This is a genomic window from Pantoea sp. AN62 (assembly GCF_050432985.1).
Lineage (GTDB): Bacteria > Pseudomonadota > Gammaproteobacteria > Enterobacterales > Enterobacteriaceae > Pantoea > Pantoea brenneri.
Map to the genome: position 1 here is coordinate 101,754 of NZ_JBNPYB010000005.1, position 17,027 is coordinate 118,780.

Consider the following 17,027-nt stretch of genomic DNA (forward strand, 5'->3'; position numbering starts at 1 on the left):
ACGCCCGTGCGATCATGTTAAGGGCTAAATAAATATGGCGAAGAGTGATTACTACGAGATTTTAGGCGTCGCCAAATCCGCAGACGAGCGTGAAATCAAAAAGGCTTACAAACGCCTGGCAATGAAGTTTCACCCGGACCGTAATCCCGGTGACAAAGAGGCCGAAGCCAAATTCAAAGAGGTTAAGGAAGCCTACGAAATCCTGACCGACGCGCAGAAGCGGGCGGCTTACGATCAATATGGCCACGCAGCCTTTGAACAGGGCGGCATGGGCGGCGGTGGATTCGGCGGCGGCGGCTTTGGTGGCGGCGGCGCAGATTTCAGCGATATCTTTGGCGACGTTTTCGGTGACATCTTTGGTGGTGGCCGCCGTCAGCGCGCAGCCCGTGGCGCCGATTTACGCTACAACATGGAGCTGTCGCTGGAAGAAGCGGTACGCGGCGTGACCAAAGAGATCCGCATTCCAACGCTGGAAGAGTGTGACGTCTGCCACGGCAGCGGCGCGAAAGCGGGCACGCAGCCTCAGACCTGTTCGACCTGTCACGGTGCCGGCCAGGTGCAGATGCGCCAGGGCTTCTTCACCGTACAGCAAGCCTGTCCGACCTGCCACGGTCGTGGCTCGGTGATTAAAGATCCGTGCAATGCCTGTCATGGTCATGGCCGGGTAGAGAAGTCGAAAACGCTGTCAGTGAAAATCCCGGCCGGGGTCGACACCGGTGACCGCATTCGGCTGAGCGGTGAAGGTGAAGCGGGTGAGCAGGGCGCACCAGCCGGCGATCTCTACGTTCAGGTATCGGTGAAGAAACACCCGATTTTCGAACGTGAAGAGAACAACCTCTACTGTGAAGTGCCGATCAACTTTGCGATGGCAGCACTGGGCGGTGAGATTGAAGTGCCAACGCTGGATGGTCGCGTGAAGCTCAAAGTGCCGTCTGAAACCCAGACCGGCAAACTGTTCCGCATGCGTGGACGCGGCGTGAAGTCGGTACGCGGCGGCGCGGTCGGCGATCTGCTGTGCCGGGTAGTGGTGGAAACGCCTGTCAGCCTCAATGAGAAACAGAAAGCGCTGTTGCGTGAACTGGAAGAGAGCTTTGGTGGCCCGAGCGGTGAACACAACAGCCCGCGCTCCAAAAGCTTCTTCGACGGCGTGAAAAAATTCTTTGATGACTTAACCCGTTAAGCGCATCACCCTCTGAAGCCAGCGCATTGTCGCTGGCTTTTTTTTGCCTGTTACCATAACTCGTCTTTTCCGAGTGATATACGCTAAATAATCTGTTTTTTTCGAGCTATCATTATCGGTATTCTTAGAGCCTTGATTGATCTCTGGAGAAGGACCCTGCGTGTGAATATCAGACTAAAAAAAATCCTGCATAGTGATGCCACCGGTGGCGTGGTATTAATCCTGGCCGCCGCGCTGGCGATGATCCTCGCCAATAACGACGCAACGCAGCAGGGCTATCGCGATCTGCTGGCGATTCCGGTGCAGTTCCGTTTCGGCGATCTCGATATCAACAAAAACCTGCTGCTGTGGATCAATGACGCGCTGATGGCGCTGTTTTTCCTGATGGTCGGGCTGGAGGTTAAGCGTGAACTGGTGATGGGCGCGCTGGCGAAACGTGAGCAGGCCATCTTTCCGCTGATCGCCGCGCTGGGTGGCATGGTGGCCCCGGCAATACTGTTCCTGCTGTTTAACGGCGCTGACGTTGAGACGCGCAGCGGATGGGCGATCCCGACCGCCACCGACATTGCATTTGCGCTGGGTATTCTGGCGCTGCTAGGCAGCCGGGTGCCACCGGCTTTGAAGATCTTCCTGATGGCGCTGGCGATCATTGATGACCTCGGGGCGATTGTGATTATCGCGCTGTTCTATACCCACGATCTGTCGGTCGCGTCACTGGGCGTCGCTGCCGCCGCGATTGGGGTGCTGGCGCTGATGAACCTGCTTAACGTGCGCAATACCGGCCTCTATCTGCTGGTGGGCATGGTGCTGTGGACCGCGGTGCTTAAGTCAGGCGTACACGCCACGCTGGCCGGTGTGGTGGTGGGTTTCCTGATCCCGCTGGCGAAGAAAGAGGGGCATTCACCGGCAATCCACCTTGAGCATGCGCTGCATCCGTGGGTGCGCTGGCTGATCCTGCCGCTGTTTGCCTTCGCTAATGCCGGCGTCTCGCTGGACGGCGTCTCCTTCGACAGCCTGTTCTCGCTGCTGCCGCTCGGCATCATTGCTGGTCTGCTGATTGGTAAGCCGCTGGGTATCACGCTGTTCTGCTGGCTGGCGGTAAAAATGGGCCTCGCCCGGCTGCCTGAAAATACTCACATTAAGGATATCGCAGCGGTTGGGGTGTTATGTGGCATCGGTTTTACCATGTCGATCTTCATCGGCTCGCTGGCTTATGGCGACACTAATGCTGAACTGATTACCCTGGCGAAGCTGGGCATTCTGATCGGATCGATTCTCTCGGCGGTGCTGGGCTACCTGATTCTGTGGCGGCGTCTGGCACAGCGTGCCGGTTGAGCAGCTGGGAGTGAGGAATGATGTCGCACATTAACTACAATCATCTCTACTACTTCTGGCACGCCTGCCGGACCGGATCGATTGTCGGTGCCGCTGAGGCGCTCTCCCTGACGCCGCAAACCATCACCGGACAGATTAAGGCGCTTGAGGAGCGCCTGCAGGGCAAGCTGTTCCGCCGGCAGGGGCGCGGGCTGGTGCCGACCGAGCTGGGACAGCTGGTGTTCCGCTATGCGGACCGGATGTTCATGCTCGGCCAGGAGATGCTGGATATCGTTAACTACCGCAAAGAGTCGCATCTGCTGTTTGACGTCGGCGTGGCGGACGCGCTGTCTAAACAACTGGTGAGCAAGGTGCTGGAGACGGCGGTGGTGGCGGATGAGAAGATTCATCTGCGCTGCTTTGAGTCGACCCATGAAATGCTGCTGGAGCAGCTCAGCCAGCACAAGCTGGATATGATTATCTCTGACTGCCCGATCGATTCGACCCAGCAGGAGGGGCTGTTTTCGGTCAAGCTGGGCGAGTGTCCGGTCAGCTTCTGGTCAACGCTGCCGCTGCCCGAGCGGCCTTTTCCGGCCTGTCTGGAGACGCGCCGGCTGTTGATTCCGGGACGCCGTTCGATGCTGGGACGTAAGATTCTTAACTGGATCAATAGTCAGGGATTGCAGGTCGACATCCTGGGCGAATTTGATGATGCGGCGTTAATGAAAGCGTTCGGGGCCGGGCAGAATGCCATTTTTGTCGCTCCGGTGCTGGACCGGCAGGATATCTGGCAGCGTGAGGTGATCGAAGAGGTCGGGCGGCTGGATACGGTATTAGAGGAGTATCACATCATCTTTGCTGAGCGAATGATTCAGCATCCGGCGGTACAGCGCATCTGTCATGCAGACTTCAGCACGCTGTTTCCACGCCCTGTTACAGACGAAAAAAAACCGGCGTAAAAGCCGGTTCTTTCAACAAAGCGATGAACAAGCGGCGATTAAGCCAGTTTGTTGATCTGTGCAGTCAGGTTTGCTTTATAACGTGCAGCTTTGTTTTTGTGGATCAGACCTTTAGCAGCCTGACGGTCCACGATTGGTTGCATTTCATTGAATGCGTTCTGCGCAGCAGCTTTGTCGCCTGAAGCGATCGCCGCGTATACTTTCTTAACGAAGGTACGCATCATAGAGCGGCGGCTAGCGTTATGCTTACGGCGTTTCTCAGATGTTACGGCGCGTTTCTTAGCTGATTTGATATTAGCCAAGGTCCAACTCCCAAATGTGTTCTATAGAGACAAATCAAAGGCCGAGGACTATGCCCTTCCAACCTGATTTTGTCAATGGATTTGTGCAAATAAGCGTCGCTCTATGAGCAGCACTCGGTTACGTATTTGATGGCGCAAGATTCTACCAGCTTCCCCTCGCTGAATACAGTATTTCGCGACAAAATTCTTATCCGCGGCCTCCGCGCCAGTAAATGCGCACCGTTAAGCATGAAAGGCGTGCTGACGGGTTAACCTTAGCCGGTTTCAAGGGTATAATCCGCCGATTTCCACCGGTTTGAGTCAGCCATGAAGTTTATCCGCGGTATTCATAATCTTAACGAGCAGCATCGCGGCTGCGTTCTGACCATTGGTAATTTCGATGGCGTGCACCGCGGTCATCAGGCGCTGATGTCCCGCCTGTGTGAAGAGGGACGGAAGCGTAATTTACCGGTGGTGGTGATGGTTTTTGAACCGCAACCGCTGGAACTGTTTGCTGGCGACAAAGCCCCGGCGCGCCTGACGCGTCTGCGTGAAAAACTGCGCTATCTGGCTGAAGCCGGTGTCGATAAAGTGCTGTGCGTTCGCTTTGATCGCCGTTTTGCGGCGCTGTCGGCGCAGAGTTTTATCAGCGAATTATTAGTTGAAAAACTCGACGTGAAATACCTCGCGGTGGGCGATGACTTCCGCTTCGGCGCTGGTCGCCAGGGCGATTTCCTGTTATTACAGAAAGCCGGTGCGGAGTATGGCTTTGATGTTGTCAGCACTGAAACCTTCTGTGACGGCGGCAAGCGCATCAGCAGCACCGCCGTGCGTCAGGCACTGGCCGCAGATGACTTAGCGCTGGCGCAATCGCTGTTAGGCCACCCTTTTAGTATTTCAGGTCGTGTGGTGCACGGTGATGCACTGGGACGCACGCTGGGTTTTCCGACCGCTAACCTTCCTCTGCGCCGCAGCGTTTCGCCGGTGAAAGGCGTTTATGCGGTTGAGGTTCATGGCCTGACGCCTGAGCCGATCCCCGGCGTGGCCAACATTGGCACCCGTCCGACCGTAAAAGGTTTACGCCAGCAGCTTGAAGTTCACCTGCTTGACATCAATATGAATCTATATGGCCGGCACATTGACGTGGTGCTGAAGCAGAAATTACGAAACGAGCAGCGCTTTGCCTCACTGGAGGCGTTGAAAGAACAAATTGCGAAAGATGTGGTAACGGCCCGGCAGTTCTTCGGGCGTTAACCTGAGCGAAAAACGGAATCGAGAATCTGATGAGTGACTATAAATCTACCCTGAATTTGCCGGAAACGGGATTCCCGATGCGTGGCGATCTGGCCAAACGCGAACCGGGAATGTTGCAACGCTGGAATGCTGACAACCTGTACGGCATTATCCGCGAAGCCAAAAAAGGGAAAAAAACCTTTATCCTGCATGATGGCCCTCCGTATGCGAACGGCAGCATTCATATTGGTCACTCCGTTAACAAGATTCTGAAAGACATTATCGTCAAGTCGAAAGGCATGGCGGGCTATGACTCGCCGTACGTACCGGGCTGGGACTGCCACGGTCTGCCTATCGAACACAAAGTTGAGCAGATGATCGGCAAGCCAGGCGAGAAGGTCAGCGCTGCCGAGTTCCGCGCAGCGTGTCGTAAATATGCCGCCGAACAGGTTGAAGGCCAGAAAGCGGACTTTATCCGTCTGGGCGTGCTGGGCGACTGGGATCGTCCTTACCTGACGATGGACTTTGCGACCGAAGCCAACATCATTCGCGCGCTGGGTAAAATCATCGACAACGGCCACCTGCACAAAGGCGCCAAGCCGGTGCACTGGTGCCTTGATTGCCGTTCTGCGCTGGCAGAAGCGGAAGTAGAGTACTACGACAAGACTTCCCCTTCGATTGACGTGATGTTCAACGCTATTGATGCCGATGCGGTACGTCAGGCCTTTGGCGCTGCGCAGGTTGAGGGTCCGATTTCACTGGTGATCTGGACCACCACGCCGTGGACGCTGCCGGCTAACCGCGCCATCTCGTTAAACGCGGAATTTGACTATCAGTTGCTGCAGATCGACGGTCGTGCGCTGATCCTGGCGAAAGATCTGGTCGAAAGCGTGATGAAGCGCGCGGGCGTCAGCGAATGGCGTGTGCTGGGCGAATGCAAAGGCGCGGCGCTGGAGCTGCAGAAATTCCAGCATCCGTTCCTGGCGATTCAGTCGCTGGTGGTGTTGGGCGATCACGTGACGCTGGAAGCCGGTACCGGTGCGGTACACACGGCGCCTGGCCACGGCCCGGATGACTATGTCATCGGCCAGAAATATGGCATCGAAACCGCCAATCCGGTCGGCCCGGATGGCAGCTATCTGCCAGGCACCTATCCGACGCTGGATGGGGTCAACGTATTTAAAGCCAACGACATGATCGTTGAGCTGCTGAAAGAGAAAGGCGCGCTGCTGCACGTTGAGAAACTGCTGCACAGCTATCCGCACTGCTGGCGTCACAAAACGCCCATTATCTTCCGTGCCACGCCGCAATGGTTCATCAGCATGGATCAGAAAGGCCTGCGTGCGCAGTCGCTGCAGGAGATCAAAGGCGTGCAGTGGATCCCGGACTGGGGCCAGGCGCGTATTGAATCAATGGTGGCTAACCGTCCTGACTGGTGCATCTCGCGTCAGCGTACCTGGGGCGTGCCGATGGCGCTGTTCGTCCATAAAGAGACAGAGCAGCTGCATCCGGACACCCTGTCGCTGATGGAGAAAGTGGCGCAGCGCGTTGAGCAGGATGGCATTCAGGCGTGGTGGGATCTCGATCCGCGTGACCTGATGGGCGACGATGCCGATCACTACGTTAAGGTGCCTGACACCCTGGACGTCTGGTTTGACTCCGGTTCAACCAGCTATTCGGTGGTCGATGCGCGTCCTGAATTTGGCGGTCACACCCCGGATATGTATCTGGAAGGCTCGGATCAGCATCGCGGCTGGTTTATGTCTTCACTGATGATCTCGACGGCGATGAAAGGCAAAGCGCCTTATCGTCAGGTACTGACGCACGGTTTCACCGTGGATGGTCAGGGCCGTAAGATGTCGAAATCGATCGGCAACACCGTGTCGCCGCAGGATGTGATGAACAAACTGGGCGCTGATATTCTGCGTCTGTGGGTCGCCTCTACCGATTACTCTGGCGAAATGGCGGTTTCGGATGAGATCCTGAAACGCTCTGCCGATGCCTATCGTCGTATCCGCAACACCGCACGTTTCCTGCTGGCTAACCTCAGCGGTTTCAATCCGGCCACCGATCTGGTGCAGCCGGAAGAGATGGTGGTCGTGGATCGCTGGGCAGTGGGCCGCGCACAGGCGGCCCAGGCCGATATCACCGCCTCCTACGAAAACTACGACTTCCATGAAGTGATTCAGCGTCTGATGCAGTTTTGTTCGGTGGAGATGGGCAGCTTCTATCTCGACATCATCAAAGACCGTCAGTACACCGCCAAAGGCGACAGCCTGGCGCGTCGCAGCTGTCAGACCGCGCTGTGGCACATCGTTGAAGCGCTGGTGCGCTGGATGGCACCGATCATGTCGTTTACTGCGGATGAGATCTGGGGCTACCTGCCAGGCGAACGCGCTCAGTACGTCTTCACCGAAGAGTGGTACCAGGGCCTGTTTGGCCTGGCGGACAATGAAGCGCTGAACGACGCCTACTGGGCTGAGCTGCTGCAAGTACGCGGTGAAGTGAACAAGGTGATTGAGCAGGCGCGTGCCGACAAACGCATCGGTGGTGCACTGGAAGCAACGGTGACACTGTATGCCGAGCCGGAGCTGGCAGCTAAACTGCAGGCGCTGGGCAATGAGCTACGCTTTGTGCTGCTGACCTCAGGTGCGCAGGTGGCGGATTACGCCCTGGCGAACGACGAAGCGCAGCAGAGCGAATTGCTGAAAGGTCTGAAAATTGCCCTGCATAAAGCGGAAGGCGAGAAATGTCAGCGCTGCTGGCATTACACTACCGACGTCGGTCAGAACCCGGAGCACGCTGAGGTCTGCGGTCGTTGTTATACCAACGTAGCCGGTAACGGTGAAGAGCGTAAATTTGCCTGATGCGTAAACCTATTTTATCAACCGGATTGCGCTGGCTGTGGCTGGTGCTGGTGGTAATTGTTGTCGACTTCGCCAGTAAGCAGTGGGTGATGAACAACATGATGCTGCACGAAACGCAGCCGCTGATACCGTTCCTGAACCTGTTTTACGCCCACAACTACGGTGCGGCGTTCAGTTTCCTGGCGGACAAAGGTGGCTGGCAGCGCTGGTTCTTTGCCGGCATCGCGCTGGCAATTGTGGTCTCGCTGCTGGTGATGATGTATCGCAACCGTGCCAGTCAGAAGATCGCCAACATCGCTTATGCGTTGATCATCGGCGGGGCGATAGGCAACCTGTTCGATCGCTCTTATCACGGCTTTGTGGTCGATTTTATCGATTTCTACGTCGGTAACTGGCACTTCGCTACATTTAATATCGCTGACTGCGGCATCTGTATTGGTGCGGCGTTAGTGGTGCTGGAGGGCTTTCTCAGCCCTACCGGCAAACAGGCAAAACAGAAAGGGTAAGTGATGAGTGAGTCTGTACAGCGCGACAGCGCGGTGTTGGTGCATTTTACGCTGAAGCTGGAAGATGGCTCGACGGCGGAATCGACCCGTGCAAACGGTAAGCCGGCGCTGTTTCGTCTGGGCGATGGCAGCCTGTCGGCCGCGCTGGAACAGGCGTTGCTCGGGCTGAAAGCCGGTGAAACTAAACAGTTCACCCTGGCACCGGAAGAGGCGTTCGGTAACGTCAGTCCTGATCTGATTCAGTACTTCTCCCGGCGTGATTTTATCGATGCGGGCGAGCCAGAAGTGGGTGCCATTATGCTGTTTACCGGCATGGGCGGCAGCGAAATGCCAGGCGTGATCCGTGAAGTCTCGGGTGATTCCATCACTGTGGATTTCAACCATCCGCTGGCAGGCCATCGCATTCAGTTTGATATTGAGGTGCTGGAAATTGATCCAGCGCTGGAGGCGAACGATGCAAATCCTGTTGGCTAATCCGCGCGGTTTCTGCGCTGGCGTTGATCGGGCAATCAGTATTGTCGAGCGCGCACTGGAGATGTATGGTGCGCCGATCTATGTGCGTCATGAAGTGGTGCACAACCGCTACGTGGTCAACAGCCTGCGTGAGCGTGGTGCGATCTTTATTGAAGAGATCAGCGAAGTGCCGGATGACGCGATTCTGATTTTCTCTGCGCACGGTGTTTCTCAGGCCGTGCGCGCAGAAGCCAAAGCGCGCAATCTCACCATGCTATTTGACGCTACCTGTCCACTGGTGACCAAAGTGCATATGGAAGTGGCCCGCGCCAGCCGTAAGGGTGTGGAAGCGATTCTGATTGGTCACGCTGGTCATCCGGAAGTAGAAGGCACCATGGGGCAGTACAACAACCCCAACGGTGGAATGTACCTGGTCGAGTCGCCGGAAGATGTGTTTAAGCTGACGGTTAAAGACGAGAGCAATCTCAGCTTCATGACCCAGACCACGCTGTCGGTGGACGATACCTCTGATATCATTGACGCGCTGCGTCAGCGTTTTCCGTCGATTATCGGGCCGCGCAAAGATGATATTTGCTACGCCACTACCAACCGCCAGGAAGCCGTACGTACTCTGGCGCGTGACGCAGACGTGGTGCTGGTGGTCGGCTCGAAGAACTCGTCCAACTCTAACCGCCTGGCGGAACTGGCACAGCGTGCCGGTAAGCTGGCGAAGCTGATTGACTCGGCAGATGATATTCAGGAAGAGTGGGTCAAGGGCGTTGAGTGCATCGGCGTCACCGCGGGTGCCTCTGCGCCGGATATTCTGGTGCAGCAGGTGATCCAGCGTTTGCGTGAGATGGGCGGCGAAGCGGCGATTGAGCTGATTGGCCGGGAAGAGAATATCGTCTTCGAAGTGCCGAAAGAGCTGCGCGTCGATGTACGTGAAGTGCAGTAACCTTCTGATGTAATTCAAAAATAAAGGCCGACTCAGTTCGGCCTTTTTTGTTTTTCTATACAGCCGACACGGCACTTTACGCCATCGCGATTGCTTTTACTGATAATCGTGCGCGGCTGGCATAAAATTCTTATTATCCCTGATTAATAGTGGCGTGCCTGTTAACTCGTGGTTAACCTGATCACGCTTTGGATGCATAGTTTTGTTTTAGGAATGAATAAATATGAAAATTATCCGTATTGCAATTGTCGGCGCACCGGGTCGTATGGGCCGTAATCTGATCCAGGCGACGCAGCAGACGGAAGCGGTGGAACTGGGTGCGGCACTGGCGCGTCCTGGCTCCTCTTTGATCGGTAGCGATGCCGGTGAATTAGCCGGTATCGGCAAAAATGGCATCATCATCGCTGACGACTTACGCGCGGTGATCGATGACTTCGATGTGCTGATCGACTTTACCCGTCCTGAAGGTACGCTGGATTATCTGGCTGTCTGCCGTGAGCACGGTAAAGCGATGGTGATTGGCACCACCGGGTTTGATGAAGCCGGTAAAGCGGCGATCCGGGCGGCCGCAGAAGAGATTGCGATCGTGTTTGCCGCTAACTTCAGCGTTGGCGTTAACCTGGTGCTGAAGTTGCTGGAGAAGGCCGCCAAAGTCATGGGCGACTACGCGGATATCGAAATTATTGAAGCTCACCATCGCCACAAAGTGGATGCGCCTTCTGGCACCGCGCTGGCGATGGGGGAAGCCATTGCCGATGCCATGCAGTGGAAACTGGATGAGCATGCGGTATACAGCCGTGAAGGTTACACCGGCGAACGCCAGCCGCAGACCATCGGCTTTGCCACGGTGCGGGCAGGGGATATCGTCGGCGAGCATACGGCAATGTTTGCAGATATCGGCGAGCGGGTAGAGATAACCCACAAGGCTTCAAGCCGGATGACCTTTGCAAAGGGGGCGGTTAAGGCGGCATTTTGGTTGAAAGATAAGAAATCTGGCCTGTTTGACATGCGTGATGTGCTGGATTTGTCGATGTTTTGAGTGTTGTGAACCATCGTGATGTGGTTATTTCAATCGGTAATAGCTTGATTGAAAAGGGGCAATGTTTTCATTGCCCTTAATTTTATAAAAAATAATCCTCTCTGATAAAATTCCTCTCGGAAGTTTTATTTTTCGTTATTTGCTGTGATCTTTTTCTGTCGCTTTCGCTGTTTTTGACCATTTGGTCAAAAATAACAGTCTCCTGCTGGCTGTTTCGCTTTTTTACCGTCTGGCAAACGATTATTCCGCCGAGTTTTCCTCTATTTTTGCCGCTTATGCGCGGTTTCATGTTCAGAAGGCAGATAATAGTAAAAAAATTCCGGCTCAGGGTAGACAAGTACCAGGTCGATCATTAGAATGCGCGCAATTTGCCAAAAATCGACAATTCAGGCGGTTTTTGCATTGATTCAGGCTACTATTTTGAATTAATATGCAGATATTGTGACTGTTTATTCCCTGGAGGATGTTTTGATTAAGTCAGCGCTCTTGGTTCTGGAAGACGGAACCCAATTCCACGGTCGGGCCATCGGGGCAACAGGGTCGGCAGTGGGGGAAGTCGTTTTCAACACCTCAATGACCGGTTATCAAGAAATCCTCACTGATCCCTCCTATTCCCGCCAAATCGTCACTCTCACTTATCCTCATATCGGCAATGTCGGTGCCAATGCCGCCGACGAAGAATCCAGTCAGATTCACGCTCAGGGCCTGGTTATTCGCGACCTGCCGCTGATTGCCAGCAATTTCCGCAGTGAAGAGGGCTTATCCGCCTATCTGCAGCGCAATAACATTGTGGCGATTGCCGATATTGATACCCGTAAGCTGACTCGCTTACTGCGCGAGAAAGGGGCGCAAAACGGCTGCATCATCGCCGGTGACAACCCGGATGCAGCGCTGGCGCTGCAAAAAGCCCAGGCGTTCCCGGGTCTGAAAGGCATGGATCTGGCGAAAGAAGTCAGCACGGCCGAAACCTACAGCTGGCAGCAGGGCAGCTGGCAGCTGGAAGGAGGACTGCCAGAGCAGTCATCAGCCGATGCGCTGCCTTACCATGTGGTCGCCTACGACTACGGTGCCAAGCGCAATATTCTGCGGATGCTGGTGGATCGCGGCTGTCGCCTGACGGTAGTGCCGGCTCAGACGTCTGCGGAAGAAGTGCTGAAGCTGAACCCGGATGGCATTTTCCTCTCCAACGGTCCCGGTGACCCGGAGCCGTGTGACTATGCGATCACCGCCATTCAGGCATTTCTGAACACCGATATCCCGCTGTTTGGTATCTGCCTCGGCCACCAGTTGCTGGCGCTGGCCAGCGGTGCAAAGACCGTCAAGATGAAGCTGGGCCACCACGGTGGTAACCATCCGGTGAAAGATCTCGATAACAACCGCGTGATGATTACCGCGCAGAACCACGGATTCGCGGTTGATGAAACCGATCTGCCGACTAATCTGCGTGTGACCCACATTTCACTGTTTGATAAGACCGTGCAGGGCATTCACCGCACTGACAAGCCGGCTTTCAGTTTCCAGGGCCACCCTGAAGCCAGTCCTGGACCGGGCGATGCCGCGCCGTTGTTTGACCACTTTATTGAATTGATTGACGCATTCCGTTCGAAAGCGAAGTAATCAGGAGCTAATCATGCCAAAACGTACAGACATAAAATCCATCCTGATTCTTGGCGCCGGTCCGATTGTGATCGGCCAGGCCTGCGAATTTGACTATTCCGGTGCGCAGGCGTGTAAGGCGCTGCGTGAAGAGGGTTACCGCGTCATTCTGGTCAACTCCAACCCCGCGACCATTATGACTGACCCGGAAATGGCCGATGCGACCTACATCGAACCTATTCACTGGGAAGTGGTACGTAAAATCATCGAAAAAGAGCGTCCGGATGCGGTACTGCCGACTATGGGCGGCCAGACGGCGCTGAACTGTGCGCTGGAACTGGAACGTCAGGGCGTGCTGGCAGAGTTTGGCGTCACCATGATTGGTGCCACTGCCGATGCGATTGATAAGGCCGAAGACCGTCGCCGTTTTGACGTCGCGATGAAAAGCATCGGGCTGGATACTGCCCGTTCAGGCATCGCGCACACCATGGAAGAAGCGCTGGCAGTGGCTGAAGATGTCGGCTTCCCGTGCATTATCCGTCCTTCGTTCACCATGGGCGGCACCGGTGGCGGTATCGCGTATAACCGCGAAGAGTTTGAAGAGATTTGCGAACGCGGTCTCGACCTCTCTCCAACCAATGAGCTGTTGATCGATGAGTCGCTGATTGGCTGGAAAGAGTATGAGATGGAAGTGGTGCGCGATAAGAATGACAACTGCATCATCGTCTGCTCGATCGAAAACTTTGATGCGATGGGCATCCACACCGGTGACTCGATCACGGTAGCGCCTGCCCAGACGCTGACCGATAAAGAGTACCAGATCATGCGTAACGCCTCGCTGGCGGTGCTGCGTGAAATCGGCGTCGAAACCGGTGGCTCCAACGTGCAGTTCTCAGTCAACCCGAAAAACGGCCGGCTGATTGTGATCGAGATGAACCCGCGCGTCTCGCGTTCTTCCGCGCTGGCCTCGAAAGCCACCGGCTTCCCGATTGCCAAAGTGGCGGCCAAACTGGCGGTCGGCTTTACCCTCGACGAACTGATGAACGACATCACCGGTGGCTTAACGCCAGCGTCGTTTGAGCCATCGATTGACTACGTTGTCACCAAGATCCCACGTTTCAACTTCGAAAAATTTGCCGGCGCTAACGATCGCCTGACCACCCAGATGAAATCGGTGGGTGAAGTGATGGCGATTGGCCGCACTTTCCAGGAGTCGATGCAGAAAGCACTGCGTGGTCTGGAAGTGGGTGCCAACGGCTTCGACCCGAAAGTTCATCTCGACGACCCGGAAGCGCTGACCCGCATCCGTCGCGAACTGAAAGATGCCGGTTCCGACCGCATCTGGTACATCGCTGATGCGTTCCGCGCTGGCATGTCCGTCGACGGCGTGTTCAACCTGACCAACATTGACCGCTGGTTCCTGGTGCAGATTGAAGAGCTGGTGCGGCTGGAAGAGCAGGTTGCACGCGAAGGGGTGAACAGCCTCGACTATACGTTCCTGCGTGCCCTGAAGCGTAAAGGCTTTGCCGATGCACGACTGGCGACGCTGGCCGGTGTGGCCGAAAGCGAAATTCGTAAGCTGCGTCAGCAGTTCAACCTGCATCCGGTTTACAAGCGCGTTGATACCTGCGCCGCAGAATTCGCGACCGACACCGCCTACATGTACTCCACTTATGAAGAAGAGTGCGAAGCGAATCCGAACCGGGACCGTGAAAAAATCATGGTGCTGGGTGGCGGGCCTAACCGTATCGGCCAGGGCATCGAGTTCGACTACTGCTGCGTTCACGCGGCGCTGGCGCTGCGTGAAGACGGTTACGAGACCATTATGGTCAACTGTAACCCGGAAACCGTGTCGACCGACTACGACACCTCTGATCGCCTCTACTTCGAACCGGTCACGCTGGAAGATGTGCTGGAGATTGTGCGCATTGAGCAGCCGAAAGGCGTCATCGTCCAGTATGGCGGTCAGACGCCGCTGAAACTGGCACGTGCACTGGAAGCGGCCGGCGTGCCGGTTATCGGCACCAGCCCGGACTCGATTGACCGTGCTGAAGACCGTGAACGTTTCCAGCAGGCAGTCGATCGCCTGAACCTTAAGCAGCCGGCTAACGCCACGGTAGCGACGCTGGAGCAGGCGGTTGAGAAAGCTGCCGGCCTGGGTTATCCGCTGGTGGTGCGTCCTTCGTATGTGCTCGGCGGTCGCGCGATGGAGATTGTCTACGACGAAATCGACCTCAAGCGCTACTTCCAGACGGCAGTCTCGGTCTCTAACGATGCGCCGGTACTGCTGGATCGCTTCCTTGATGACGCGGTAGAAGTTGATGTCGATGCGATTTGCGACGGTGAGCGGGTGCTGATTGGCGGCATCATGGAACACATTGAGCAGGCTGGCGTGCATTCCGGCGACTCCGCCTGTTCGCTGCCCGCCTACACCCTGAATCAGGAGATTCAGAATGTGATGCGTCAGCAGGTTGAGAAGCTGGCGTTTGAACTCAACGTACGTGGTCTGATGAACGTGCAGTTCGCGGTCAAAGACAACGAAGTTTACCTGATTGAAGTCAACCCGCGTGCGGCCCGTACCGTACCGTTCGTCTCCAAAGCGACCGGTGTGCCGCTGGCAAAAGTAGCGGCGCGCGTGATGGCCGGCAAAACGCTGGCCGAGCAGGGCGTGACCGAAGAGGTGATCCCACCTTACTATTCGGTGAAAGAAGTGGTGTTGCCGTTCAACAAGTTCCAGGGCGTCGACCCGATTCTTGGCCCGGAAATGCGCTCTACCGGTGAAGTGATGGGTGTCGGCCGGACCTTCGCTGAAGCCTTTGCCAAAGCGATGCTCGGTGCGCAGAGTAACATGAAGAAGTCAGGTCGTGCGCTGCTGTCGGTACGTGAAGGCGATAAGAAACGTATCGTCGACCTGGCGGCCAAGCTGCAGAAGTTTGGTTTCGAACTGGATGCGACTCACGGTACGGCGGTGGTGCTGGGTGAAGCGGGCATCAATCCGCGCCTGGTCAACAAAGTGCATGAAGGGCGTCCGCACATTCAGGATCGTCTGAAGAATGGCGAATATACCTACATCGTCAATACCACCGCGGGACGTCAGGCGATTGAAGATTCGAAGCTGATTCGCCGCAGCGCACTGCAGTATAAAGTGCACTATGACACCACGCTGAACGGCGGATTCGCCACGGCGATGGCGCTGAATGCTGATCCAACCGAGCAGGTTATCTCGGTACAGGAAATGCACGCGCAAATCAAAGCGAAATAATCGTCGCAACGGCTCCTTCGGGGGCCGTTTTTTTTGGCATTCGCTGGCCCTGAATCGCGTATCAGAAACAGACGCATTTGAATTAAAGCTGCTGATTTGGCTTAATTTTTTAGCTTTCGGTGCGAATAACGCCGTTTCGCACATTTTTATAAATGAAACACTTCCTGTACAGATTTTTCATCAGTACTATGCCTGCCGCTCATTACCAGAGCGGCTTCAGGACATAAATAAAATGAAAATGCGTACTTTTTCTCTGAGTGCAGTGGCTGCACTGATGGCAATGCTTCCTTTCGCCAGCCAGGCGGAAATCACCCTGTTAAAACAGGACCCGCAGGCGGGCGATCCGCTTAGCCGGCTGAACTTTACCGTGGGCGGCAGTATTCGTGCCCAGGTTAATCACCAGACTGGCGTGAACGACAAATCTTACAAGCGCGACGGCTTTGACGGCGGTACCCGTTTCCGTTTTGGCGCTGACTATTATCTGTTTGATGATGTCAGCTGGATCAGCTACTACGAGCTGGGCGTCAACGTACCCGCCGTGTTCGACTGGGATCGCCACTACGCAGATGGCGCGAATAACACCACCCGTCGCCAGCTTTACACCGGCCTGAAAAGCAAGACCTGGGGCCAGCTGACCTTTGGCCAGCAGAACAGCGTTTATTACGATACGGTCGGCGCTAAAACCGATATCTGGGATTACGACATGATTGGCCAGGCACCGGGCAACGGAATCAACGGTGACTATGACGGATCTTACCGTTCGCGTAAGCAGCTGAAGTATAAAAACACCTTCGGCGATGTCGATCTCTACGCTTCTTATCTGTTCGAGGATAACGAATATCTGCAGGGTAACGGCCTGCGCTACAAGCGCAAAGGCGGCGGCTCGCTGGGGCTGGATTATCACATTACCGACGATCTGAGCTGGGGCACGGCGTGGAACTATACGCATGCGGCGATGCGTAACCCGGACAACGGCGACAGCAAAGACTATGACCAGAACATTCTGGGTACCGCACTGAGCTGGACACCAGGCAACTGGACCCTGTCAGCAGGCGGTGGCTGGTATCAGAACTTCATGACCACCAAGCGCAAAGATGTGCATGACTACTTTGCTGGCGACGCGTGGGGCATTGAGTACTTTGCCGGTTATAAAGTCCCGGTGGCGCAATATGGTCTGAAAGCGGTGCAGCCTTACGTGATGGGTGACCGTATCGAATATGCTAACGGCCGTAACTACCAGCGCATCGATAACGGACTGGGCGTGACGCTGTTCCTCGACTACGGTTTCCGCGTCGATTACGAACACGTCTTCACCTCCAGCACCGATAACCTCGGTGATATGAATCTGGTGCGTCTGCGCTACGATTTCTGATTACGCTGAC

At 55.6% G+C, this 17,027-nt stretch carries 13 protein-coding genes; 12 read left to right on the top strand and 1 reads right to left on the bottom strand.

Going from position 1 to position 17,027, the window contains the following annotated elements:
- Window positions 1–34: 34 nt before the first annotated feature.
- The 3 genes from dnaJ (at window position 35) to nhaR (ending at window position 3,453) form a co-directional block, all read left to right on the top strand.
- Window positions 35–1,180 carry a molecular chaperone DnaJ gene (gene dnaJ, locus FHW04_RS07610; RefSeq protein WP_031376015.1) on the top strand — a complete coding sequence of 382 codons (1,146 nt, stop codon included), beginning with the start codon at window positions 35–37 and terminating at the stop codon, window positions 1,178–1,180.
- Between the two features lie 162 nt (window positions 1,181–1,342).
- Window positions 1,343–2,515 (top strand): Na+/H+ antiporter NhaA, encoded by a 1,173-nt coding sequence (gene nhaA / locus FHW04_RS07615; protein WP_031376014.1) that lies wholly within the window; start codon window positions 1,343–1,345, stop codon window positions 2,513–2,515.
- Between the two features lie 20 nt (window positions 2,516–2,535).
- Window positions 2,536–3,453, top strand: coding sequence for a transcriptional activator NhaR (gene nhaR, locus FHW04_RS07620; protein WP_069728486.1), 918 nt, complete (start codon window positions 2,536–2,538; stop codon window positions 3,451–3,453).
- Window positions 3,454–3,491: 38 nt separating this feature from the next.
- On the opposite strand, the gene rpsT is transcribed toward nhaR, so the two are convergent.
- Window positions 3,492–3,755, bottom strand: a complete 264-nt coding sequence (gene rpsT, locus FHW04_RS07625) for a 30S ribosomal protein S20 (protein WP_006117633.1) — start codon at window positions 3,753–3,755, stop codon at window positions 3,492–3,494.
- A gap of 306 nt (window positions 3,756–4,061) precedes the next feature.
- Here rpsT and ribF point away from each other — a divergent pair, with 306 nt between their 5' ends.
- The 9 genes from ribF to FHW04_RS07670 all read left to right on the top strand — a co-directional run bounded on the left by ribF (window position 4,062) and on the right by FHW04_RS07670 (window position 17,017).
- On the top strand, window positions 4,062–4,988 hold the full coding sequence (gene ribF, locus FHW04_RS07630; protein WP_031376012.1) for a bifunctional riboflavin kinase/FAD synthetase: 927 nt from the start codon (window positions 4,062–4,064) through the stop codon (window positions 4,986–4,988).
- Between the two features lie 29 nt (window positions 4,989–5,017).
- On the top strand, window positions 5,018–7,834 hold the full coding sequence (gene ileS, locus FHW04_RS07635) for an isoleucine--tRNA ligase (RefSeq protein WP_089561364.1): 2,817 nt from the start codon (window positions 5,018–5,020) through the stop codon (window positions 7,832–7,834).
- A complete protein-coding gene (gene lspA, locus FHW04_RS07640; protein ID WP_031376010.1) occupies window positions 7,834–8,340 on the top strand; it encodes a signal peptidase II in 507 nt (168 codons plus the stop codon). Before ileS ends, lspA begins: the two co-directional genes overlap by 1 nt.
- A 3-nt stretch (window positions 8,341–8,343) precedes the next feature.
- The gene (fkpB, locus tag FHW04_RS07645; RefSeq protein ID WP_089561365.1) at window positions 8,344–8,814 is read left to right on the top strand and encodes an FKBP-type peptidyl-prolyl cis-trans isomerase; all 471 of its coding nucleotides are present in this window, start codon (window positions 8,344–8,346) and stop codon (window positions 8,812–8,814) included.
- A complete protein-coding gene (gene ispH, locus FHW04_RS07650) occupies window positions 8,795–9,748 on the top strand; it encodes a 4-hydroxy-3-methylbut-2-enyl diphosphate reductase (RefSeq protein WP_031376008.1) in 954 nt (317 codons plus the stop codon). Before fkpB ends, ispH begins: the two co-directional genes overlap by 20 nt.
- 223 nt (window positions 9,749–9,971) lie before the next feature.
- Window positions 9,972–10,787, top strand: coding sequence for a 4-hydroxy-tetrahydrodipicolinate reductase (dapB, locus tag FHW04_RS07655; RefSeq protein WP_089561366.1), 816 nt, complete (start codon window positions 9,972–9,974; stop codon window positions 10,785–10,787).
- Between the two features lie 468 nt (window positions 10,788–11,255).
- On the top strand, window positions 11,256–12,404 hold the full coding sequence (gene carA, locus FHW04_RS07660; protein ID WP_089561368.1) for a glutamine-hydrolyzing carbamoyl-phosphate synthase small subunit: 1,149 nt from the start codon (window positions 11,256–11,258) through the stop codon (window positions 12,402–12,404).
- Between the two features lie 13 nt (window positions 12,405–12,417).
- Window positions 12,418–15,645: a carbamoyl-phosphate synthase large subunit gene (gene carB, locus FHW04_RS07665; RefSeq protein WP_031376005.1), complete on the top strand. Its 3,228-nt coding sequence runs from the start codon at window positions 12,418–12,420 to the stop codon at window positions 15,643–15,645.
- A 238-nt stretch (window positions 15,646–15,883) separates the two neighbouring features.
- Window positions 15,884–17,017, top strand: a complete 1,134-nt coding sequence (locus FHW04_RS07670; protein WP_371600673.1) for a porin — start codon at window positions 15,884–15,886, stop codon at window positions 17,015–17,017.
- The last annotated feature ends 10 nt before the right edge of the window (window positions 17,018–17,027 follow it).